This window comes from Sphingobium chungbukense, from assembly GCF_001005725.1.
In the GTDB taxonomy this organism is placed as follows: domain Bacteria; phylum Pseudomonadota; class Alphaproteobacteria; order Sphingomonadales; family Sphingomonadaceae; genus Sphingobium; species Sphingobium chungbukense.
In genome coordinates this window covers 158606-181313 of sequence record NZ_LBIC01000003.1, presented here as the reverse complement: position 1 = coordinate 181313, position 22708 = coordinate 158606, and the positions used below count along the sequence as shown (strand labels likewise).

Below are 22708 nucleotides of genomic sequence, written 5' to 3'. Positions count from 1 at the left end.
AGACGGACAAGACCGGCTCAACAATCATCGATCGTGGCCGCCCGCCCTCAGAATGGGTGATGATCCTGGCGCAGCGAGGGCTGGACATCTCGGAGCGCACCCTGCGCGAGAAGGCCCACAAGCTGGACGCATATCACAAGCTGGGGCGGGCGATGTTGATCACCCCGGCGCAGATGGACGTAATTCTCGGAGACAAACGATGCCGCTCGAACCCTATAAGAGAGGGTCGCTCTGGTGGGCAAAGGGGCGTGTCGAATATCTCGGCAAGCCGATCACAGAATACTACCGATGCAGCACTGGCGCATCTGAGGCAGCGGGCGCATGGGCGTGGTGCCGCGACGAAGAAGAGCGCCGCATAAATGAGCATCTGCTTGGCGCGAACCGCACGCTGACATTCGCGGAGGCCGTCATGCTCTATCCAGCGAACCCCAAGACGGCCACCTATCTCATTCCCATCGTGGAAGAGTGGGGCAAGAAGCTGCTGTCATCCATCGCCCCGAAAGACGTGCGGGCATTGGCGCAGAAGATCTATCCCGATGCGTCGACCGACACATGGACGCGTCAGGTCATCACCCCTGTGCGCGCCGTTATCAACACCTTCCGCGATGGCGACAAGGGCGAGGCGTTCAGGGTCAAGGGTTTCTCGAAACAGGACCGGATTAAGCAGGATAAGCGGCGCGGGAAACGCAGCCGGGTCAAGCGCGAGCCGGGCAGTTGGGAGTGGCTACTCCGGTTCCGCCAGCACGCCCCGCAGCGCCACGCGGCCTTGGCGCTGACCATGTTCGTAACCGGCGCCCGCATCAGTCAGGCCGTAGCCATGGACCCGGAGAAGCACTTCAAGCCGGATGAAGGCTTGCTATGTGTCCCCGGCGCTAAGGGGCATGACGACCGCTGGCTGGAAATCCCTGCTGAACTGGTCGAGGAGTTGAAGGCCCTCACCCAATTCTACCCTCGCGGCGCAGCGCGCACGGATGAGAATCGCCGCCTATTTGGCTTCGCTGATCGCTCCAGCCCGCGCAAGGGATGGGCCAAGGCGTGCAAGGAAGCCGATATTCCCTTCATTCCGTTCCATGCAGCCGGTCGCCACGGCTTTGGACAGGAGATGAATGTCCGCCAATCGATCGATGAGAAAGCGGCGGGGGAGTTCGGCGGATGGGCAGACACCGCCCTCATGAAGCGCACCTACACCCATGCCGAAGAGGTCGCCGGAAAGGTCCACGAAGCCTTCTATCGTGGTCTGAGAGAGGCCGAAAAACTCACCAAGATTTCACTTTCCGCTGGCGCTATTCCGTACAAATCGCGTACAAAGCCGAAGAAGAAGGGATGAATATGTCTTTCTATTCAACGCGGTATCTGAACCGGATTTCTCCCTTCACACGGGTGGGGTCACAGGTTCAATCCCTGTCGCGCCCACCATGATCCGGGCGATCATGGCGGAGAAATATTATTTCCCAACATTGATCTTTTCATCTGCGTCGCGCTAATTCCGGGCGCATGTGACGCGGCGTTTCCATGCGCCGCGAGCCAGCAAGGGAAGATCATGTCGCCATATCTGAAATGCGGTGCCGCGGTGGGCGCGCTGCTTTTGAGCCTTTCCGCTCAGGCACAGGAAAAGCTTACATTGGAACGGGTTTTTGCCAGCCCGGACCTGTCGGGGCCGCAACCGCGCGCGTTGAAGCTTTCGCCCGACGGCAGGCTGGTGACCTTGCTCAAGCCCCGCAAGGACGAGAAGGAGAGGCTGGACCTCTGGGCGGTCGACACCTCGACCGGCGCGGAACGGATGCTGGTCGATTCGAAGAAGACCGGCAGCGGCGCGGAACTCTCCGAAGCGGAGAAGATGCAGCGGGAGCGGGATCGATCGGTTGCGGGCAGCACCGGCATCGTCAGCTATGACTGGGCGCCGGACGGCAAGTCCATTCTCGTACCCGTCGATGGCGATCTCTACCTGGCCGGGCTGGACGGCAAGGTCTCGCGGCTCACCGATACGCCCGACGGCGAACTGAACGGCGTGGTCAGTCCCAAGGGCGGCTATGTGTCCTTCGTGCGTGGCGGCAATTTCTTCGTGCAGTCAATGGGCGGGACGGAAAAGCAACTGACGCAGGGCGCCAGCGATACGGTGAGCTGGGGCGTTGCGGAGTTCGTCGCGCAGGAGGAAATGGACCGGCGAACAGGCTATTGGTGGTCGCCCGACGACAAGCTGATCGCGGTCGCCCGCGTCGATGAAAGCCCGGTGGGTATCGTTACCCGTACGGCGATCGGCGGGGAGGGCACCAAGGTCTATGAGCAGCGCTATCCGGCCGCCGGTACGCCCAATGCGCTGGTCGACCTTTATGTCATGAAGCCGGAGGGCGGGGCGCAGGTGAAGGTCGACCTGGGCACGGACGGGGATGTCTATCTCGCCCGCGTCGACTGGTCGAAGGACGGCAGGACGCTCTATGTCCAGCGGGAAAGCCGGGACCAGAAGAGGCTGGACCTGCTGGCCGTCGATCCGGCGACCGGCGTGAGCAAGGTGATCCTGACCGAAAAGGCGAAGAGCTGGATCAACCTCAGCAACAATTTCCATGCCTTGAAGGACGGCAGCTTCCTCTGGTGGTCGGAAAGGACCGGCCATGGCCACCTCTATCATGTGCGGGGCGGCAAATGGACGGCGCTTACCGGCGGCGACTGGGAAGTGCGCGACGTGGTGGGCGTGGATGAGGGGAAGGGCCTTGTCTATTTCACCGGCAACAGGGAAACGCCGCTGGAGCAGCAGCTTTATGTGACATCGCTCGCCAAGGCCGGGCCGCTCCGGCAGTTGACCTCGACCGGCTGGTGGAATGACGCGGTGATGGACAGCGCCGCGAGCCGCATCGTCGTCGCGCGCAGCAATACGGATCAGCCCAAACAGGTCTATCTGGCCGACAGCGCGGGCAAGCAAGTGCAATGGCTGTCGGAGAATGCGATGGTGGGCGACCATCCTTACGCGCCCTATCTCGCCAGCCATGCGAAGACCAAGTTCGGCACCATCAAGGCGGCGGACGGATCGACGCTCTATACCCGCATCATGACGCCCCAACTGGAGGCCGGAAAGCGCTATCCCGTCTTCATGCTGCATTATGGCGGGCCGGGCACGGGGCGGCAGGTCACCAACTCATGGGGATCGCCCATCTACCAATATCTGGTGGACAGGGGATGGATCGTCTTCGTCGTCGACAATCGGGGTACGCCCGATCGCGGCAAGGCGTTTGAGGACCAGATCTACCATGCCATGGGCACAGTCGAGGTGGAGGACCAGTTGGCGGGCGTCAACTGGCTCAAGGCCCAGCCCTATGTCGATCCCAGGCGGATCGCGACCTATGGCTGGTCCTATGGCGGCTATATGTCGCTGAAGCTTTTGGAGAAGGCGCCGGGTGTGTTCTCGGCGGCGGTGGCAGGCGCGCCGGTGACGAAATGGGAACTGTACGACACCCATTATACCGAGCGTTATCTGGGCCGGCCGCAGGAAAAGCCGAGCGCCTATCCCGGCTCCGGCGCGGTGGATGAGGCGGTGAAGATCAAGGACCCGCTGCTGCTGATCCACGGCATGTCCGACGACAATGTGGTGTTCGACAATTCGACGGCGCTGATGGCGAAGATGCAGGGCGCCGCCGTGCCGTTCGAGATGATGGTCTATCCGGGCCAGACCCATCGCGTGGGCGGGCCGGGTATCAGCGTGCATCTGTGGCACACGATCGAGGATTTCCTGGCCCGGCATGGCACCGCGCCGGAAACGCCCGCCCAATAGCGCGCAGGCAGGTTGCCGCGGATTGACGTTCGCGGCAATGCCGGGCGCGGAAAGCTGCGCTTTCGCGCAATAAATGGCTTGGCGCTGGACAAACCGCGCAATGCCGCTATGGCGCCCACTTCCGCATTTGTGCATGGAGTGGAGTGTTAAGTCATGGGCTATAAGGTCGTCGTCGTTGGTGCCACCGGTAATGTGGGCCGCGAGATGCTGACCATTCTCGCCGAACGCGAATTCCCTATTGACGAGATCGCGGCGGTTGCCTCGCCCCGGTCGCAGGGCACCGAAATCGATTTCGGTGACACTGGCAAGACGCTCAAATGCAAGAATATCGAGCATTTCGACTTCACCGGCTGGGACATCGCCCTGTTCGCCGCCGGCTCCGGCCCGACGGCCGAATATGCGCCCAAGGCGGCGGCGGCCGGCTGCGTGGTGATCGACAATTCGTCGCTCTACCGCATGGACCCGGACGTGCCGCTGATCGTGCCCGAAGTGAACCCGGACGCCATCGACGGGTACAAGAAGAAGAACATCATCGCTAACCCGAACTGCTCGACCGCGCAGATGGTCGTGGCGCTCAAGCCCTTGCACGACGCCGCGACGATCAAGCGCGTCGTCGTCGCCACTTACCAGTCGGTTTCCGGCGCGGGCAAGGAAGGCATGGACGAGTTGTTCGAACAGTCGCGCAACATCTTCGTCGGCGATCCGGCGGAGCCCAAGAAGTTCACCAAGCAGATCGCCTTCAACGTGATCCCGCACATCGACGTCTTCCTGGACGATGGTTCGACCAAGGAAGAGTGGAAGATGGTCGCGGAGACCAAGAAGATCCTCGATCCGAAGGTGAAGGTCACGGCGACCTGCGTGCGGGTGCCGGTGTTCGTGGGTCATTCCGAGGCACTGAACATCGAGTTCGAGAAGGAAATCTCGGCCAAGGAAGCGCAGGACATCCTGCGTGAAGCGCCGGGCGTGATGCTCGTCGACAAGCGCGAGGATGGCGGTTACGTCACCCCCGTCGAATGCGTGGGCGACTATGCCACCTTCGTCAGCCGCGTGCGCGAGGATTCGACCATCGACAATGGCCTGAACCTCTGGTGCGTCAGCGACAATCTGCGCAAGGGTGCGGCGCTCAACGCCGTGCAGATCGCGGAACTGCTGGGCCGCCGTCATCTGAAGAAGGGCTGAGGCCTTTTAAATGATCTCCGGCGCTGCGTCCGTCTGGAAAGCGGTTCCAGTCGCGCAGCGCCGGATGATCCTTCTTCTGATCGCGGCCATCGCCGCCGCCAACATCGATCAGCCCTATCCCGAACTTGCGCCGCTCCAGCATGGGCCGACCGTCCTGCTGGCCTTGGCCGCGCCATGGCTGCTGCGCCGTTGGCCCCTGTCCAACGGCGTTGTCGGGTGCATCCTCCTTTTCCTGCTGCTGCACACTTTGGGCGGACGCTACATCTATTCCTATGTGCCCTATGACAGCTGGGCGCGGGCCGTGAGCGGGCACGATATTTCCGGCATGTTCGGCTTTGCGCGCAACGGTTACGACCGGTTGGTGCACTTCGCCTTCGGCGCCCTGCTGACCGCGCCTTTCGCGGAAGCGGCGCGGCGTTACGGCGCCATGCGGATGGGCTGGAGCCTGGCCTTTGCCTTTGCGGCGGTCGGTTTCGTGGGCGCGCTTTACGAGATTTTCGAATGGCTGTTGAGCGTGGTCGCGGCTGGGCAGACGGCGGACTGGTATAACGGCCAGCAGGGCGACATGTGGGACCCGCAGAAGGACATGGCGGCGGCGCAAGTCGGCAGCGCGCTGGCGTTGATGTGGCTTGCTGCCACTCGACAAGGGCGGGTGGAAGCCATATCGGCGGAGGCTGATTAGAGTGATTTCAAGTGAGATGGAACATCTCACGGCTCGGAAATCATGGCAAACAAAGAAGATGAGAGCATGTTCCGATTCAATCTAATCGGAACATGCTCTAGCCCCAAGGAGTATCGCCCGTGTCCGACCTGCCGCTGGAAAAACTGGAGATCAAGGGGCTGGGTGGGCTACCGATCGCGGTGCATGTGGCGGGAGAAGGGCGTGATCTGGTGCTGATCCACGGCTATTTCTCCAACGCCTGGACCAACTGGATACGCTACGGCCATGCCGCGAAGTTGGTCGAGGCGGGTTTCCGACTGATCCTGCCGGACCTGCGCGGGCATGGCGAAAGCGGCAAGCCCCATGACGCAGCCGCCTATCCGCCCGACGCGCTGACCGAGGATGGGTTGGCGCTGGTCGAACAGCTTGGCCTGACCGATTACGACCTCGGCGGCTATTCGCTGGGAGCGCGGACGACGGTACGGATGCTGGCGCGGGGCGCTGCGCCGCGAAAGGTGATCCTGGCGGGCATGGGCTTGCGTGGGCTGGTTCAGACGCTCGACAATGGCGGCTATTATCGCAATGTCCTGACCAACCTCGGCACCTTCGAACGCGGTACGTCCGAATGGATGACGGAGGCCTTTCTCAAGACCACCAAGGGCGATCCGGTGGCCATGCTGCATATCCTCAATACCTTCGTCGATACGCCGAAAGAGGTCATTGCCGGATTCCAGCAGCCGGTCGACGTGATTTGTGGCGCGGACGATCGCGATAATGGGGTTGCGCAGGAACTGGCCGATGTGCTGCCTCATGGCCGCTATGTCGAGGTTCCCGGCAATCACATGAATGCGGTGACCCGCAAGGAGCTGGGGCAGGCGATGGTGGATTTCCTGACGGCTTGAACCACCATTCGCTCCTGCCTTTGCAGGAGCATATAGCGCTTACCGGAACGGGGGTTCGTTGAAGGCACGCAGCTTGCGGCTGTGCAATTTGGGTCCTTCCTGGCGCAGCAGTTCGCAGGTCGTGAGACCGACGCGAAGATGTCCCGCAATCGCTTCCTCATAGAAGCGGTTCGCCTGGCCCGGCAGCTTGAGTTCGCCATGGATCGGCTTGTCCGACACGCAGAGCAGCGTGCCATAGGGCACGCGGAAGCGGTAGCCCTGTGCGGCGATGGTGGCCGACTCCATGTCGATGCCGACCGCGCGCGACAGGCTGAAGCGCAGGGCCGAGCTGGAATAGCGTAGTTCCCAGTTCCGATCGTCGGTCGTGACGACCGTGCCGGTGCGCAGGCGCCTCTTGAAATCCTCCCGGTCGCTGCCTCCAAGAACGGCTTCCGCCGCTTTGGCGAGGGCGACCTGAACCTCCGCAATGGCGGGGACCGGAATTTCCGGCGGCAGCATCTCGTCCAGCACATGATCGTCGCGCAGATAGGCGTGGGCCAGCACATAGTCGCCGATCCGCTGGCTGGGGCGCAGGCCGCCGCAATGGCCGATCATCAGCCACGCCTCCGGCCGCACCACCGCCAGATGATCGCAGATCGTCTTCGCATTGGACGGGCCGACACCGATATTGACGAGGGTGATGCCGCTGCGATCCGGCGCGATCAGGTGATAGGCGGGCATCTGATGCTTCCGCCAGGCGCTGTCCGCGATCATCTGCGCAGGGTCGGCGGTTTCGGGGGTCACATAGACCCCACCCGCACCGGAAAGCGCGGTATAGCGGCTGTCCGGCCGTTGCAGTTCGGCGCAGGCCCAGGAGACGAACTCGTCCACATAGCGGTGATAGTTGGTGAACAGGATATAGCGCTGCACATGATCGGCAGGGGTGCCGGTATAATGTTTCAGCCGGGCGAGCGAAAAATCCGTGCGCAGGCCGTCGAACAGGGCGAGCGGGCGTTCGCCCTCCGCATCCGGCGCGAACAGGCCGTCAGCGATTTCGTCCCCGATCTCGGCCAGTTCGGTGGCGGGGAAGTGGCGTGCCAGTTCGGTCGGGGGCGTGCCGTCCAGCGCGCTGATGTCCAGCCCGTCCAGCACATAGGGAAAGGGGATCTGCTGATCGCTGATCGCGGTTTCGACTTCCACGCCATAGTCACGGACCAGCAGGTCGATCTGCTCGGCCAGATATTCCGCGAACATGGCGGGCCGCGTCACCGTGGTGACATATTGGCCGGGTTTCGACAGGCGTGCGAAGGATCGTCCGGGCGGAGGCGCGTCGGTTTCCGCATGATGGGTGATCCGCAATTCGGGATAGCAGAAACGCCTGTCGCGCGCAGCCTCGGGCGGCGGGACGCTGCCGTCGCGGGCATAGGCGCGCATGGCCTCGCGCAGGTTTTCGATGGATTTCCGATAGATGTCGTCGAGTTCGGCGACGATGGCACTGCCGATGCTTCTTGTCATCGACATGTGGTAACGCTTTTATATGACGGAAGAAAGATGCGCGCCCCAACAGCGGACGCGCATCCCCCAAAATCAGATCTGTTCCAGCAGATAGTCGGCCGACGAAACCTTGAAATCGCCCGGTGCCTCGACATTGAGTTCGGATACCACGCCGTCCTTGACGATCATCGAGAAACGTTGCCCGCGCGTGCCCATGCCAAAGCCGCTGCCGTCCATGGTGAGGCCCACGGCCTTGGCGAAATCGCCGTTGCCGTCCGCCAGCATCGTGACCTTGCCATCGGCATTGGCGGATTTGCCCCAGGCGCCCATCACGAAGGCATCATTGACGGCGGTGCAGGCGATTTCGTCCACGCCCTTGCCCTTGATATCCGCCGCCTTGTCGACGAAGCCCGGCAGATGGCGCGCCGAGCAGGTCGGCGTGAAAGCGCCCGGCACTGAGAAGAGCGCAATTGTGCGGCCCGCGAAATACTCGTCCGACGCGACCTTTTCAGGGCCGTTCTCGGTCATCTTGACGAAAGTGGTGCTGGGGATGCGATCACCCTTCGAAATGGTCATTTCCTGTCTCCTGGCCTTTTTGGACGCCGCGCAAGTTGGCGCGGGGCGCCTTCCTGTCAAGGGGGCGGTCATGGAATATGGCACACCGCCTTGCCAAAGCGACAGGCCGCCATTGGCAAAGACGCCAGGGGGCGTATAGTCGCGCCATGACCACTGCGCGCTCTTACGCCGGCCAGTTCCTGCTCGCCCTGCCGGGCATGGAGGACATGCGTTTCGATCATTCCGTCATCGCCATGTGCGTGCATGATGAAAACGGCGCGCTGGGCATCGCCGTCAGCGACGAGATTGACGGCGTCAGCCTGCACGAACTGCTGGAGAGCTTCGATATCGAGCCGGGCGACGTTCCGGACCTGCCGGTGTTGCGCGGCGGACCGGTCGAACCGCGGCGCGGCTTCGTACTGCATTCGCTCGACTGGACCGGCCATGACATGGTCGAGGTGGGCGAAGGGTGGGGCCTGTCCGGCTCGCTCGAAATCCTGAAGGCCATTGCGGAGGGCAGGGGACCGAGTCGCTATCTGGTCGCCCTGGGCTATGCCGGGTGGGGAGCGGGCCAGCTCGACGAGGAGATGAGCGGAGAAAGCTGGTTTCCAACGGCCTGCACCGCCGAACTGCTGTTCGATGTGCCCGCGACACGGAAATGGTCGGCGGCTTATGCCGCCGCCGGAGTCGATGCCTCTCACCTGGTCAGCGGCGCCGGGTCGGCTTGACCCGCCCTCTTTCGTGCTGTGATGGGACATGGCCGTTGAGGCGGCTTGTTTCCCTTACGTAACTGAACCGTTTACGGTAAAATTCGGCTAACCTTTGCCGTTGAGATTCCGGCAATCGGGCGAGCGCACCCTCATCCTTGGGCAATTGGACGGGGGTTCAAACCATGAGGAAACTGATCGCAGCGGCGCTCGCCGCCACGATGCCGCTTGCGCCGGCGACAGCCGCCACCTGCTGGAAGCAAACGGCAGTGGAAGCGGCGCAAATCCGGGATTTCGAAATGATGCTGATGGTGTCGGCGCTACGATGCCGGGCCACGGGGAACGATTTCCTGGCCGGCTACAATCGTTTCATTCGGGAAAAGCGCGATACGCTGACGCAGGTGAATGACGAACTGCGCGACCATTTCCGTTCCGCGGTGGGGCCGGTGGGAGCGCTGGGCGCCTATGACAATTATGTCACCGGGCTGGCCAATGTCTATGGCGCGGGGGCGGAGGGCCTTGCCTGCCGCGATCTCCAGTCGATCACCGATGCGGCCAATGCCCTGCCGCCGACGCGATCGGCGTTGCTGGAACTGGCCGACGCGGCGGGGATCAGCCCGCATCTGTCCGGCGCACGCTGCGATGTGGTGATGGCGGTCGCAGGAAACGTAAGCAATTCAGGCAGAATAGTCGATAATGAGCCGGTGAAGGTCGCAGCGCGGGGGCCCGCCGATTAGCATATCGGGTCCTCTCCGATTGGGACATAAAGAAAACTTTATATTGAGTTGCCTTGTTCGGCGGCGATTGGTAAAGCCCAGCCCATCGCCGCCGTTCGCCTGTGCGAGCGGTCGCCTCATCTAGAACCAATGGAGACACGCTCGTGGCCACCGCATCCGCCACCCAGGCGCAGGATTATGTGATCCGCGACATCGGCCTTGCCGCTTTCGGCCGCAAGGAAATCGAGATCGCCGAAACCGAAATGCCCGGCCTGATGGCCCTGCGCGCCGAATTCGGTGCGTCGAAGCCGCTGAAGGGCGCGCGCATCACCGGATCGCTGCACATGACGATCCAGACCGCCGTGCTGATCGAGACGCTGGCGGAACTGGGCGCCGAGATACGCTGGGCCTCGTGCAACATCTTCTCGACCCAGGACCACGCCGCCGCCGCCATCGCCGCGAGCGGCATCCCCGTCTTCGCCGTCAAGGGCGAGACGCTGGAAGAATATTGGGACTATGTCATCCGCATCTTCGATTGGGGTGACACGGTCTGCAACATGATCCTGGACGATGGCGGCGACGCCACCATGTTCGCGCTGTGGGGCGCGCGGGTCGAGGCCGGGGAAGAATTGTTCACGCCCGGCAATGAGGAAGAGGAAATCTTCGTCGCGACGCTCAAGCGCTTCCTGGCCGAGCGTCCGGGCTATCTGACCCAGACCGTCGCCGCGATCAAGGGCGTGTCGGAAGAGACCACGACCGGCGTCCACCGTCTCTATGAACTGGCGAAGAAGGGCAAGCTTCCCTTCCCGGCGATCAACGTCAACGACAGCGTCACCAAGTCGAAGTTCGACAATCTCTACGGCTGCAAGGAATCGCTGGTCGACGCCATCCGTCGCGCCACCGACGTCATGCTGGCCGGCAAGGTCGCGTGCGTCGCCGGCTTCGGTGACGTCGGCAAGGGTTCGGCCGCGTCGCTGCGCAATGGCGGCGCCCGCGTGCTGGTGACCGAAATCGATCCGATCTGTGCGCTTCAGGCCGCGATGGAAGGCTATGAAGTCGTGACGATGGAAGAAGCGGCCACCCGCGCCGACATCTTCGTCACCGCGACCGGCAACGAAGCCGTCATCACGGTCGATCACATGCGCGCGATGAAGAATATGGCGATCGTCTGCAACATCGGCCATTTCGACAGCGAGATCGAGATTGCCGGTTTGGGCAACATGGCCTGGACCGAGATCAAGCCGCAGGTGGACGAAGTTCAGTTCCCCGACGGCAAGAAGATCATCGTTCTGGCCAAGGGCCGTCTCGTCAATCTGGGCTGCGCGACCGGCCATCCCAGCTTCGTGATGTCCTCCTCCTTCACCAACCAGGTGCTGGCGCAGATCGAACTGTGGACCAAGGCGGACACCTACAAGAACGAAGTCTATGTGCTGCCCAAGCATCTGGACGAGAAGGTCGCCGCGCTTCACCTGGAGAAGCTGGGCGTGAAGCTGTCCAAGCTGACGCCCAAACAGGCCGCCTATATCGGCGTGACGCCGGAGGGACCGTTCAAGCCGGATCACTACCGCTACTGATGCGGATGGAAAGGGGAGGCTGCGGCCTCCCCTTTTTTGTTAGGGTGTTGAATGTCGCCGCTTAAGTGACACCTGCTCCCGCCTTCGCAGGAGCAGGTCGATGCTTCGGCCCAATCTGCCTTTTTTCTTGCAAAGCGCCTACGCCGTTACGGGTGCCGCATTCCGATTGTTGTCCATCCCGTAATTCTTTGTATCTCGGTGCTTCACGCTGCATCCGACTTGGGTTAGTCCCCTCATCGAACATGATCATGGGCAAGCATATCGCGATGAGGGTGGAATAGGGCGCAATGGCATCGTTGACGCCTTTTGCCGCTGTGATTTTGGGGATCGTTCTGGCCGCTTGGCTGGGTGCGGCGATATGGGCGCTGTCGAGCGGCCAGCGCCGCCGCCGCGAAGGAATGCAGGCGCAGGGCAAGCTGGACCGGCTGGCCGTGCTGCTCGCCTCCGCCCCGGCGGCACCGATCGTTATCCACCCCGACGGACGGCTGGAGGCGGCGGACCGGCTGGCGAAGTGGCTCGGCAAGGAACGGGTGCCGACCTTCGTATCCGAACTGACAGCGCCCGAGGGCGGGCTGGAGCCTGACGATGCCGCCGCCCTGGCACAGGAAATCGCGGCGTCCCAGCGCGCGGGGCGCAGCTTTGCCCTGCCGGTGCGTGGGGTCGATTCGTCCCGCCTGCTCCTGGTCCGGGGCGCGCCCGCGGGGCCTGTGCTGGCCGAAAGCGGCGGGGTCGTCCTGTGGATATTCGACGCCACCGACAGCCAGTCCGAAATCCAGGCGCTCAAGGGCAAGGTCGAACAATTGCGCGAGGCGCTGGAAGCGCTGGCCGGGCTGGTGGAAGCGGCGCCCTTTCCGATGTGGCACCGCGCGGCGGACATGCGCCTCAATCTCGTCAATACCGCCTATGTCCGTGCCGTGGACGGGGAAAGCGCGCGCGAGGTCATCGCCAACGGGATCGAACTGGTCGAAACGGTGGGCGGGCTTTCGCCCCAGGCCGCTGCCGGTCAGGCGCTGGAGGAAGGCAGGTCCATCGAGCGCATGGTGCCTGCCACGATCGACGGCGAACGGCGGACCATGCGCGTGGTCGACGTGCCGTTGGGCGCGGCGGGCGTCGCCGGTTTCGCCATGGACCAGAATGAACTGGAGCAGTCCCGGGTCGAGCATCGGCGGCTGGAATCGGCCCAGCGCGATCTGCTCGACCGGTTGTCGGCAGGCGTGGCCCGTTTCGGCTCCGACCGGGCGCTGCGTTTCTGGAACCAGCCCTTCATGAGCCTGTTCGGGCTGGACCAGGAGCGGCTGGCCGACAATCCGCCGTTCGAGCGCGTATTGGACCAGATGCGAGAAGCGCGGCGCCTGCCGGAAAATCGGGACTTCCCCGCCTGGCGCGCGGAGCGGCGCGACTGGTTCCTCTCGCCCGATCCGCGCGAGGAGAACTGGCTGCTGGCCGACGGCACCCATTTGCGCGTCTATGCCCAGCCGCTGCCGGACGGCGGGCTGCTGCTGATCTTCGAGGATCGGACCGAGCAGGTGCAGTTGTCGAGCGCCCGCGACACGCTGTTGCGGGTGCGCACGGCCACCTTCGACAATCTGTTCGAGTCGATCGGCGTCTTTTCCTCCGACGGCCGCCTATCGCTCTGGAACAGCCGGTTCCGGACGATCTGGGACGTGCCGGAGGACCTGCTCGCCAAGCATCCGCGTATCGACGAATTGATGCGCGCCGTGCAGTCGCGCCTCGCCAAGCCGCAGCAGGCCAATCTGGTCCGCGAACTTGTGCGCGCCGCCACGGTGGAGCGCAAGCAGCGCGTCGGCCATGTCGGCTTTGCGGACGGGCGCATCTTCGAATTCGCGGCGATCCCTCTGCCCGACGGCAATGCGTTGTTCACCATGCTGGACGTCACGGACAGCCGCCGGGTCGAGCAGGTGCTGCGCGACCGCAACGACGCGCTGGAGCAGGCGGACAAGGTCAAGACCGCCTTCGTCACCAATATGAGCTATGAACTGCGCACGCCGCTGACCACCATCGCCGGCTTCGCGGAGATGATGAGCGCGGGCTATGCCGGGGAAATGAGCGATTCCGCCAGGGAATATGTCGACGGCATATTGCAGAGCACCAATCGCCTCTCGATGCTGATCGACAATGTGCTCGACCTGACCCAGGGCGAGGCCGGGATGCTGCCGGTGGACAAGGCCCCGGTGGACCTTGCCGCCGAGGCACGCGATGCGGTGGCGCGGATCAGGGGCGATGCGACGGCCAAGGGCATCGACCTTGCCTTGTCGCTCCAACCCACGCTGGGCACGGTGCAGGGGGACAAGCGCCGGATCGGCCAGGCGCTGGACCATCTGCTGGAAAATGCGGTGCGCTATTGCAGCCGGGGCGGACGGGTATTGCTGCATGGCGATGGCGAGACGGACAAGGCCCGGCTGGTGGTGTCGGACAATGGACCGGGCATCAGCACCAAGCGGCAGGCGACGATCTTTGACGCGTCATCCCGCACGGAGCAGGCGCGCAATGGCGGCAAGGCGGGCATCGGCCTGCCGCTCGCCCGCCAATTGGCGCAGGCCCATGGCGGCACGCTGCAACTGGTCTCCGAACCAGGTCAGGGCACCATGGTGGTGATCGAGCTGCCGCGTGGCTGAGTCAGAAATCATCCTGGCCGGGGAGGCGGCGATGCTGGCTTTCGGGCAGAAACTGGCCGGGCTGGTGCGGATCGGCGACGTCATCGCGCTCGAAGGTGGCCTTGGCGCGGGCAAGACCACGCTCGCGCGGGGCATATTGGAGGGTTTGGGGCTGGAGGAGGAGGCGCCGAGTCCCAGCTTCGCCATCGTGCAGCCCTATGATATTCCGGAAGTCCGCCTGCCCGTCGCCCATGTCGATCTCTATCGGCTGGATGGAGCGGCAGAGGCGGAGGAACTGGCGCTGGACGACTATCTGACGGACAGCCTGCTGATCGTCGAATGGCCGGACCGGTTGGGGGAGGGCGCGTGGCCCGACGCCCTGCGGTTCCACATCGACATCGAACCCGACGGCGCTCGGCGCTTGACAGCACGCGTGCCGGGCGCTTGGACGGAGCGATGGTCACAGATATGATCCCGCCCGCCGCTGCCCCCGCCTTTCTCTCAGCTGCCGGATGGGGGGATGCGGCGATCGTCCCGCTGGCCGGCGACGCATCCTTCCGCCGCTATTTCCGGGTGATAGACGGTTCGCGCCGCGCGGTCCTGATGGATGCGCCGCCACCGCACGAGGACCCGCGGCCGTTCATCGCCATTGCCGAGCATCTGACGGGTAACGGCTTTGCCGCACCCCGGATATTGGCCCGCGATCTGGAAGAGGGCCTGGTGCTGATCGAGGATTTCGGCGACCTGCGCGTCAAGGAGCATGTCGAGGAACTGCCCGCCGCCGAGGTGGAGGTGTATAGCCGCGCGGTCGACCTGTTGGCCGAACTGCATCGCCTGCCCGCGGCCGATGTTCCGCCCTATGACCGGGCGGTCTATCAGCGCGAGGCGGGCCTGCTGACCGAATGGTATTGCCCCGCCATCGGCCTGGCCGTGGACGAGGATGCCTATGTCCGGGCCTGGGATGCGGTCCTGCCGATCGTCGAGCAGTCGGCCAGCCCGGTCGTCACGGTGCTGCGCGACTATCATGCGGAAAATATCATGCTGATCGACCGGGCGGCTTCGCATGGTCTGGGCCTGCTCGATTTCCAGGACGCGCTGGCGGGGCACCCGGCCTATGATCTGGTGTCGCTGCTCCAGGACGCGCGGCGCGACGTTCCACCCGCGCTTGAGGCCGCGATGCTGGATCATTATCGCGCCCTCGCCAATCCGCCTGTCGATTTCGACGCCGCCTACGCGGTGCTGGGCGCGCAGCGGAACGCGAAGATCATCGGCATCTTCACCCGGCTGTGGAAGCGCGACGGCAAGCCGCGTTACCTCTCCTTCCTGCCGCGCATGTGGGATTTGCTGGAACGTGACCTTGCCCATCCGGCGCTCGCTCCCGTGGCGGTATGGTTTGCGGCCAACATCCCCGCCGACAGGCGCCACAACGCCCTTGAGGACTTTGCCCCCGCATGATCGACACCGCGATGCTGATGGCCGCCGGATTGGGCAAGCGCATGCGCCCGCTCACGGCCACCCGCCCGAAACCGCTGGTCAAGGTGGCGGGCAAGCCGCTGATGGATCATGCGTTGGACCGCCTGGCGGCTGGCGGTATCAGGAAGGTGGTGGTGAACGTCCACTATCTGGCGGATACGGTCGAAGCGCATCTTCATTCCCATTGCAACGGCATGGCCGTCGCCATTTCCGATGAACGGCGCAAGCTGCTGGAAACGGGCGGCGGGCTGATGCACGCCAGGGAGCAGTTGGGGGATGCTCCGTTCTTCTGCGCCAACAGCGACAATCTGTGGATCGACGGGCCGCAGGAAACGCTGGGGATGATGCGCCGACTCTGGGACCCCGAGCGGATGGATGCACTGCTGCTGCTGGTGCCGCTTGCGCGCGCGAATTGCCACAGGGGGCCGGGCGATTTCCATATGGATGCGAACGGCCGCCTCACCCGGCGGAAGACGGCCCATGTCGCACCCTTCGTCTTCACGGGTGTGCAGATCATGTCGCCCCGCCTGCTGGTCGATCCGCCGGCCGAGGTCTTTTCCACCAATATCTTCTGGAACCGGGCGATAGAGGCCGGGCGCCTGTACGGCGTTTCGCATCAGGGCCTGTGGTTCGATGTCGGCACGCCACAGGCGATCCCGGTCGTGGAGTCGATGCTGGCCCATGGGTGATCGCACCCGGCCAGCCCTGTTCAACATCCCCGCGCACCGCGCCTTTTCCGATGCGCTGGTAGCGGGCATCCTCGCCCAGCATGGCGCCGATCCGATGAGGCTGGCGCAGGGGATGATCCTGTTGCCCAGCAACCGCGCCGTCCGCGCTGTCAGCGACGCCTTCGTGCGCAAATCGGGGGGCGGATTGTTGCTGCCCCGACTGGTGACATTGGGTGATCCCGATCTGGGCGAACAAATCGGCGGCGCGCTCGATCCGCTGGGCGAGGGGGAGGCTGTTGCGCCCGCCATCGCCGCCATGCGCCGCCAGATGATCCTTGCCCGCATGGTGCAGCAGGCATCGGCGCATCCGGTGGACGCGGGGCAGGCGCTGATGCTTGGCCAGGCGCTGGGCGCGGTACTCGACCAGATGCAGGTCGAGCGTGTGCCGGTCACGGCGCTGGGCGATCTTGGCCTGTCCGATGAACTCTCCCGGCATTGGCAGACATCGCTCGACCTCTTCTCCATCCTCCTGGCGCGCTGGCCGGATGAACTGGCGCGGCTGGGGTGCATCGATCTTGCCGATCGCCGCAACCGGCTGCTGGATCGCATGACGGCGCGCTGGGCAAAGGAGCCGCCGGGAGGATTCGTGATCGCAGCGGGCATTTCCACCACGGCCCCCGCCATCGCCGCCCTGCTGCGCCGGATCGCGATCATGCCGAATGGCGCGGTCGTGTTCGCCGGTCTCGATCAGGAGATGGACGGCGAGAGCTGGGACGCGATCGGCCCCTTCGATCCCGATCCGATCACCGGCCGCGCCCCGGCAGGCCATGAAACCCATCCGCAATATGCGCTCAAGCGTCTGCTCGACCGGATGAGTGCGACCCGCGAGGACGTGGCGCTCTGGCGCTGGGGCAGTGAGCATGACGCCCGGGCGGTGCGGGGACGCAACATCTCCAACGCCATGCTGCCGCCGCGCCTGACCAGTCGCTGGCGTGACCTCAGGACGGCGGATCGATCGCTGGCCGGGGTGGAGGCGCTGGAAGTCGCGACCCCCGGCGAGGAGGCGCAGGCCATCGCCATCGCGCTGCGCGAGGCGGTGGAGACGGAGGGGCGCACAGCCGCGCTCGTGACGCCGGACCGGCAATTGGCGACGCGGGTGTCGGCGCATTTGCGCCGCTGGGGCATCGAAGCCGACGATTCGGCCGGTCAGCCGCTGTCCCGCCTGCCGCCCGGCACTTTGCTGATCGCCATGGCGGAGGCCCTGGCCGAACGTTTTGCGCCGGTCGCGCTGCTGACCCTGCTCAAGCATCCGCTGGTGATGCGGGGCGAGGGACGCGTGACCTGGCTGGAGGGCGTGCGCGGGCTTGACCTGCTGCTGCGCGGACCTCGGCCACAGGCAGGGATACACGGCCTCGACCTGTTGCTTCAGGAGCGGGAGGGTGAGGACCGGCAGCGTGTCCTGCGCGCCCGCACGCGCCAATGGTGGGGGGAAGCGCGCATCCTGCTGGAACCGCTGGAACAGGCCTTCCTCACGGCATCCGATCTTGCCGCGCAGCTTGCCGCCATTCGCGAGCATGCGGGCCGTCTGACGCAGGATGCGATCTGGGCCGGGCATCAGGGTCACGCCGCCGCCGACCTTTTCGCCGAGATGGAGGAAGCCGCCGGCGAAGGCCCGCGTCAGGCGGACGTCCGCGCGCTCCCCGCCTTGCTCGATCACCTGCTGAGCGGCCTGTCGGTCCGGCCGCCCCAGGGTGGTCATCCGCGCATCGGCATCCTTGGCCTCATCGAGGCGCGGCTGGTGCAGACCGATCTCATGATCCTGGGCGGCCTCAACGAAGGCACATGGCCGGGTCTGCCTGCGCCCGATCCCTGGTTGGCGCCGCGCATCCGCCGGGAACTGGGCTTGCCCGGACTGGAAAGCCGCATCGGCCTTGCCGCCCATGATTTCGCGAGCGCGCTGGGCGCACCCCACGTCCTCATCACCCGTGCCCGGCGTGGATCGGGCGGCCCCGCCGTCGCCTCGCGCTTCTGGCTGCGGCTGAAGGCGATGGCGGGCGCGCAATGGAAAAGCGCCGACCGCTATGCCGCGCTGGCAGGGGTGCTCGACCATCCGGCCGCGCACAGGCCCGCGCGCCGTCCCGCGCCGGTCCCGCCCCTGTCGGTCCGGCCGAAGCTCATTCCCGTCACCGATGTCGACCGGCTGAAGGCCGATCCTTATGCCTTTTACGCCAAGCGCATATTGCGCCTCGCGCGGCTCGATCCGGTGGATGCCGATGCGGGACCGGCCTGGCGCGGGACGGCGGTGCATGAAATCCTCCAGCAATGGGCGGAGGCGGGCAACGGCGATCTGGCCGATCTGGAGGCACGCGCGCGGGCGATGTTCGATCGGCCCGATGTCCACCCCTTGCTGAAGGCGCTCTGGCAGCCGCGCCTGATCGAGGCGATCCGCTGGATCGCCGAGGAAGTGGCGAGCGACCTTGCCGCCGGGCGCAAGATCCTTGCGGTCGAGATCGAAGGCCGCGCGGAAATCGCAGGGGTCACGCTGACCGGCAAGGCCGACCGCATCGACCTGCTGCCCGACGGGAAACTCGGCATCGTCGATTACAAGACCGGCAAGCCCCCCAGCGCCCGGCAGGTCAGGGCAGGCTATGCGCTGCAATTGGGGCTGCTCGGATTGATCGCCGAATATGGCGGCTTTCCGGGCACTGATGCGGCGCCGGTGGCGGGCGGTTTCGAATATTGGTCGCTGGCCAAGAAGGGCGATGCCTTCGGCTATCGCGAAAGCCCGGTCGATCCGATGGGCAAGCGGGACAAGATCGTGACCGCCGACTTCACCTCCCATGCCCACGCCCAGTTCGACACGCTTGTCGCCGCCTATCTCAACGGATCGGCGCCCTTCGATGCGCAGGTGAATCCCGAAGTCGCGAATTATGGCGATTATGACCAGCTCATGCGGCTGGAGGAATGGTATGGCCGCGACGATGGTTAGGAAGGCCAGAGCCCTGCAACCGCTGGCCGGCGCGCAGACGCAGGCCGCCGCGCCCGACGCGCATGTCTGGCTGTCGGCCTCCGCCGGCACGGGCAAGACCCATGTGCTGACCGCGCGCGTGTTCCGGCTGCTGCTGCAAGGCGTGCGGCCGGAAAATATCCTTTGCCTCACCTTCACCAAGGCGGGCGCGGCGGAAATGGCGGATCGCGTCCATGACCGGCTGGCCGCCTGGGTGCAGATGGAGGAGGGCGATCTCTTCCACGATCTGGAGGCACTGGGCGAGGCGTCCGGTCCCGAAGCCCGTGACAGGGCGCGCCGCCTCTTTGCCGAAGTGCTGGAGTCGACGGGCGGCGGCCTGCGCATCCAGACGATCCACGGCTTTTGCCAGCAATTGCTGACGGCCTTCCCGTTGGAGGCAGACCTGCCGCCGGGCTTCCGCCCGCTCGACCAGCGGGAGCAGGCGACGCTGGCGCGCCAGACGCTGGCCGACATGGTGGTGGTCGCGCAGGAACGGCGAGACGATGCGCTGATCGAGGCGCTACAGGCTCTCAGCCTGCGCATGGGGGAAGGGGGCGCGGAGAATTTCCTGCTCCGCTGCGCCGCCCGGCTGGAGGCGCTGGAGGCTTTGCCGGAAGATATCGAGCCCTGGCTGCTGCGGGAACTGGGCCTGCCCGAAGGCGATATCGACGCGCATATCGCCGCGCAATGCGCAGACGATCTGTTCGACATGCAGACGCTGGCGTGGATCGCGCAGGCGAATGCGGATTGGGGGACGGGCCGGGCGCTGGATCGCTGCGACCGGATTGCGCGCTGGCGGAGCCTTGATCCCGCGGCGCGGGCGGCGGCGCTTTCCGATCTGCATGGCGTCTGGGCCAAGTCCGATGGCGAACTGATTTCCACGGCCAAGGGATGGGCACCGCCGGTCGACGGCTATGGCGACGCCATCGCCCGGATGCACGAGCGCTGTACGGAACTGCTGGGCCTGAAAACGCAGGCGGATTATGCCGCCTTGCTTGCCCGGGCGCTGCATGCGGGGCGTGCCTATGCGCGGGCCTATGCCGAGGCGAAGCAACTGGCGGGTGCGGTCGATTTCGACGATCTGATCACCAACACCGCCCAATTGCTGTCACAGCCCGGCATTGCGGACTGGATCAGGTTCAAGCTCGACCAGCGCATCGATCATATATTGGTGGACGAAGCGCAGGATACCAATGTCAGCCAGTGGCAGATCGTGGGCGCGCTGGCGGCGGAATTCTTCGCGGGCGAAGGAGCGAAGGGCGACAAGGTCCGCACCATCTTCACCGTCGGCGATTTCAAGCAGGCGATATTCGGCTTCCAGGGAACCAGCCCGGAAGCGTTCCGCGCCGCGCAGATCGTCTTCCAGCGCCATGCGGAGGATGCGAGCCATGTCTTCCACGACCTGTCGCTTCAGCACAGCTTCCGTTCCACGCCTGCCGTACTGGACGTGGTGGACCGGACGATCGAGACGCTGCGTGCCGAGCGGCTGGGCCTCGATGCCGGTGAAGTCCGCCATATCAGTGCCAACCGCTTTCCCGGCGAAGTGCTGCTCTGGAAGCCGATCATTGCCGGTCTGTCCGAGGATGCCGAGGGCGAGGAGGATTGGGCCGCCGATCAGGAACGGGTCCTGGCGCAGACGATTGCACGCCAGATCAGGCAGTGGATCGATGACGGGCTGATGTTGGAAAGCCGCGGACGCCCGGTGACGGCAGGCGATATCATGATCCTGGTCCGCCGCCGCAGCGAGTTGGCGCGGTTGATCGTCGCGCGGCTCTATGAGGAGAAGGTCGCGGTGGCGGGCATCGACCGGCTCCGCCTGAACGCGCCGCTGGCGGTGCGCGATCTGCTGGCGGCGCTGCGTTTCGCGGTGCAGCCGGAGGATGATCTGAACCTGGCAGCGCTGCTCGTTTCGCCGCTGATCGGATGGACGCAGGATGAATTGATGGAGCGCCTGATCGGGCGGCGCATCGGCCTGTGGCAGCATCTCAACCGGACGTTGGACGAAGCGCAGCTGGCGCCATTGCGGGCGTTGCTGGGGCAGGCGGACTTCACCACGCCCTATCGCTATCTGGAAGCCATATTGTCCGGGCCGATGGATGGTCGCCGCCGCCTGATCGAGCGGCTGGGTTCCGAAGCGGCCGATCCGATCGAGGAATTGCTGAACGCCGCGCTGGCCTTTGAAAGCGACGATCATCCTTCGCTCCAGCGCTTCATCGACTGGTTCGATCGGGGCGAGGTGGAGATCGTGCGCGACGCCGCCGCGCAGGGCGATTCGCTGCGCCTGCTGACGGTCCACGGCGCCAAGGGCTTGCAGGCGCCGATCGTCATCTTGGCCGATGCCTGTCTTGATCCCGACGCGGGCAATCGCTCGGATTCGCTGGAATGGAACGGCCTGCCGATCATCGCACCGCGCAAGGCGGAAAGGCAGGGGGCGATCGGGGAGGTGGCGCAAGCCGCCGCTGCCGTGGAACGGGCGGAACATTGGCGGCTGCTCTATGTGGCCCTTACCCGGGCCGAGGAAAGGCTTGTCGTCGCCGGTTCGCTCGGGCCTCGGGCCAAGGGCGAGGTGAAACCGGAAAGCTGGTATGCGGCGGTCGAAGGCGCGCTCGTCTCCCTGAATGCCGAATGGGAGGCCGATCCGCTCTGGGGGGCGCGGCGCAGTTGGCGCGGGAGCGAGCTTCTCGCCGCTAAAGACCACGATACCGTCGTGGCCGAGGATCGACCCGTACAGGCCGAACCGCATTGGCTGCGACAGCCCGCACCGGCGGAAGCGCGGCCGCCGCGGCCGCTTGCGCCTTCCGCCGCCGTGGAGGATGACGTGCCCTATCCACCGCCGACCCCCGCCATGCGCGATGCCGCCGAGCGTGGCCGCTGGCTGCACCGGCTGTTCGAGCGACTGGCGGAAGTGCCGAGCGAAAGCCGCCGGACCCGCGCGGATAGCTGGCTGGCACAGCAGGGGCTTGGCGATCCAGCGCGGCGGCATGACGTCATCGAACAGGCCTTGGGCGTGATCGAAAATCCGCAATTCTCCGCGCTTTTCGGGTGCGACGCGCTGGCCGAGGCTCCCATTGCCGCCGTCGTGGGCGAGGCAGTGATTGCGGGTACTGTCGACCGCCTGCTGATCGGCGACGATCTGATCCAGTTGGTGGATTTCAAGACGGGGCGCATATCTCCACTTTCGGTCGCAGAGGTGCCGCTCGCGCATGTGCGGCAAATGGCGGCCTATGCGGCGGCCTTGCAGGTGATCTTCCCCGGCCACCGGGTCGAGGCGTCCCTGCTCTACACCGCAGCGCCGCGCCTGATCATACTGCCGCCCGAGCTTCTGGCCCACCACAAGCCGGGCTTTTCCAGCGCACAGGAGAATTTGCCGCTTCCACCCGTTGAGACGGATGCGCACCCGTCCTAGATAGCTCCC

Annotated in this window: 16 protein-coding genes; 14 read left to right on the top strand and 2 right to left on the bottom strand. The window is 65.0% G+C overall.

All coding sequences use genetic code 11. The annotated features are described in order from the left end of the window. Window positions 1-52 precede the first annotated feature (52 nt). The 5 genes from YP76_RS06780 to YP76_RS06760 all read left to right on the top strand — a co-directional run bounded on the left by YP76_RS06780 (window position 53) and on the right by YP76_RS06760 (window position 6505). Window positions 53-1327 carry a site-specific integrase gene (locus tag YP76_RS06780; protein WP_232307471.1) on the top strand — a complete coding sequence of 425 codons (1275 nt, stop codon included), beginning with the start codon at window positions 53-55 and terminating at the stop codon, window positions 1325-1327. A 213-nt stretch (window positions 1328-1540) separates the two neighbouring features. Then, window positions 1541-3763, top strand: coding sequence for a S9 family peptidase (locus YP76_RS06775; RefSeq protein WP_046762848.1), 2223 nt, complete (start codon window positions 1541-1543; stop codon window positions 3761-3763). A gap of 153 nt (window positions 3764-3916) precedes the next feature. Further along, the gene (locus tag YP76_RS06770; RefSeq protein ID WP_046762847.1) at window positions 3917-4942 is read left to right on the top strand and encodes an aspartate-semialdehyde dehydrogenase; all 1026 of its coding nucleotides are present in this window, start codon (window positions 3917-3919) and stop codon (window positions 4940-4942) included. Window positions 4943-4952: 10 nt separating this feature from the next. After that, window positions 4953-5624 carry a DUF2238 domain-containing protein gene (locus YP76_RS06765; RefSeq protein ID WP_046762846.1) on the top strand — a complete coding sequence of 224 codons (672 nt, stop codon included), beginning with the start codon at window positions 4953-4955 and terminating at the stop codon, window positions 5622-5624. A gap of 119 nt (window positions 5625-5743) precedes the next feature. Beyond that, a complete protein-coding gene (locus tag YP76_RS06760; protein WP_046762845.1) occupies window positions 5744-6505 on the top strand; it encodes an alpha/beta fold hydrolase in 762 nt (253 codons plus the stop codon). 39 nt (window positions 6506-6544) lie between these two features. Here the strand turns inward: YP76_RS06760 and YP76_RS06755 are convergent, their stop codons facing one another. Together YP76_RS06755 and YP76_RS06750 are read right to left on the bottom strand one after the other, a co-directional pair. Next, entirely contained in the window at window positions 6545-7999 is a 1455-nt protein-coding gene (locus YP76_RS06755) for an AMP nucleosidase (protein WP_046763256.1), read from the bottom strand. A 72-nt stretch (window positions 8000-8071) separates the two neighbouring features. Next, entirely contained in the window at window positions 8072-8554 is a 483-nt protein-coding gene (locus tag YP76_RS06750; RefSeq protein ID WP_046762844.1) for a peroxiredoxin, read from the bottom strand. Between the two features lie 146 nt (window positions 8555-8700). Here YP76_RS06750 and YP76_RS06745 point away from each other — a divergent pair, with 146 nt between their 5' ends. From YP76_RS06745 to addA, 9 genes are all read left to right on the top strand, one after another. After that, entirely contained in the window at window positions 8701-9261 is a 561-nt protein-coding gene (locus tag YP76_RS06745; protein ID WP_046762843.1) for a YqgE/AlgH family protein, read from the top strand. A gap of 164 nt (window positions 9262-9425) precedes the next feature. Next, entirely contained in the window at window positions 9426-9977 is a 552-nt protein-coding gene (locus YP76_RS06740) for a hypothetical protein (RefSeq protein ID WP_046762842.1), read from the top strand. Window positions 9978-10120: 143 nt separating this feature from the next. After that, entirely contained in the window at window positions 10121-11530 is a 1410-nt protein-coding gene (gene ahcY / locus YP76_RS06735) for an adenosylhomocysteinase (RefSeq protein ID WP_046762841.1), read from the top strand. A gap of 287 nt (window positions 11531-11817) precedes the next feature. Next, entirely contained in the window at window positions 11818-14166 is a 2349-nt protein-coding gene (locus YP76_RS06730) for a sensor histidine kinase (protein ID WP_046762840.1), read from the top strand. After that, a complete protein-coding gene (tsaE, locus tag YP76_RS06725; RefSeq protein WP_046762839.1) occupies window positions 14159-14617 on the top strand; it encodes a tRNA (adenosine(37)-N6)-threonylcarbamoyltransferase complex ATPase subunit type 1 TsaE in 459 nt (152 codons plus the stop codon). The genes YP76_RS06730 and tsaE overlap by 8 nt, the downstream gene beginning before the upstream one ends. Continuing rightward, window positions 14614-15600: an aminoglycoside phosphotransferase family protein gene (locus YP76_RS06720; RefSeq protein WP_046762838.1), complete on the top strand. Its 987-nt coding sequence runs from the start codon at window positions 14614-14616 to the stop codon at window positions 15598-15600. Before tsaE ends, YP76_RS06720 begins: the two co-directional genes overlap by 4 nt. Then, window positions 15597-16307 (top strand): nucleotidyltransferase family protein, encoded by a 711-nt coding sequence (locus tag YP76_RS06715; RefSeq protein WP_046762837.1) that lies wholly within the window; start codon window positions 15597-15599, stop codon window positions 16305-16307. The genes YP76_RS06720 and YP76_RS06715 overlap by 4 nt, the downstream gene beginning before the upstream one ends. After that, window positions 16300-19275 (top strand): double-strand break repair protein AddB, encoded by a 2976-nt coding sequence (gene addB, locus YP76_RS06710; protein WP_046762836.1) that lies wholly within the window; start codon window positions 16300-16302, stop codon window positions 19273-19275. The genes YP76_RS06715 and addB overlap by 8 nt, the downstream gene beginning before the upstream one ends. Next, window positions 19256-22699 carry a double-strand break repair helicase AddA gene (addA, locus tag YP76_RS06705; protein ID WP_046762835.1) on the top strand — a complete coding sequence of 1148 codons (3444 nt, stop codon included), beginning with the start codon at window positions 19256-19258 and terminating at the stop codon, window positions 22697-22699. The genes addB and addA overlap by 20 nt, the downstream gene beginning before the upstream one ends. Window positions 22700-22708: the final 9 nt, after the last annotated feature.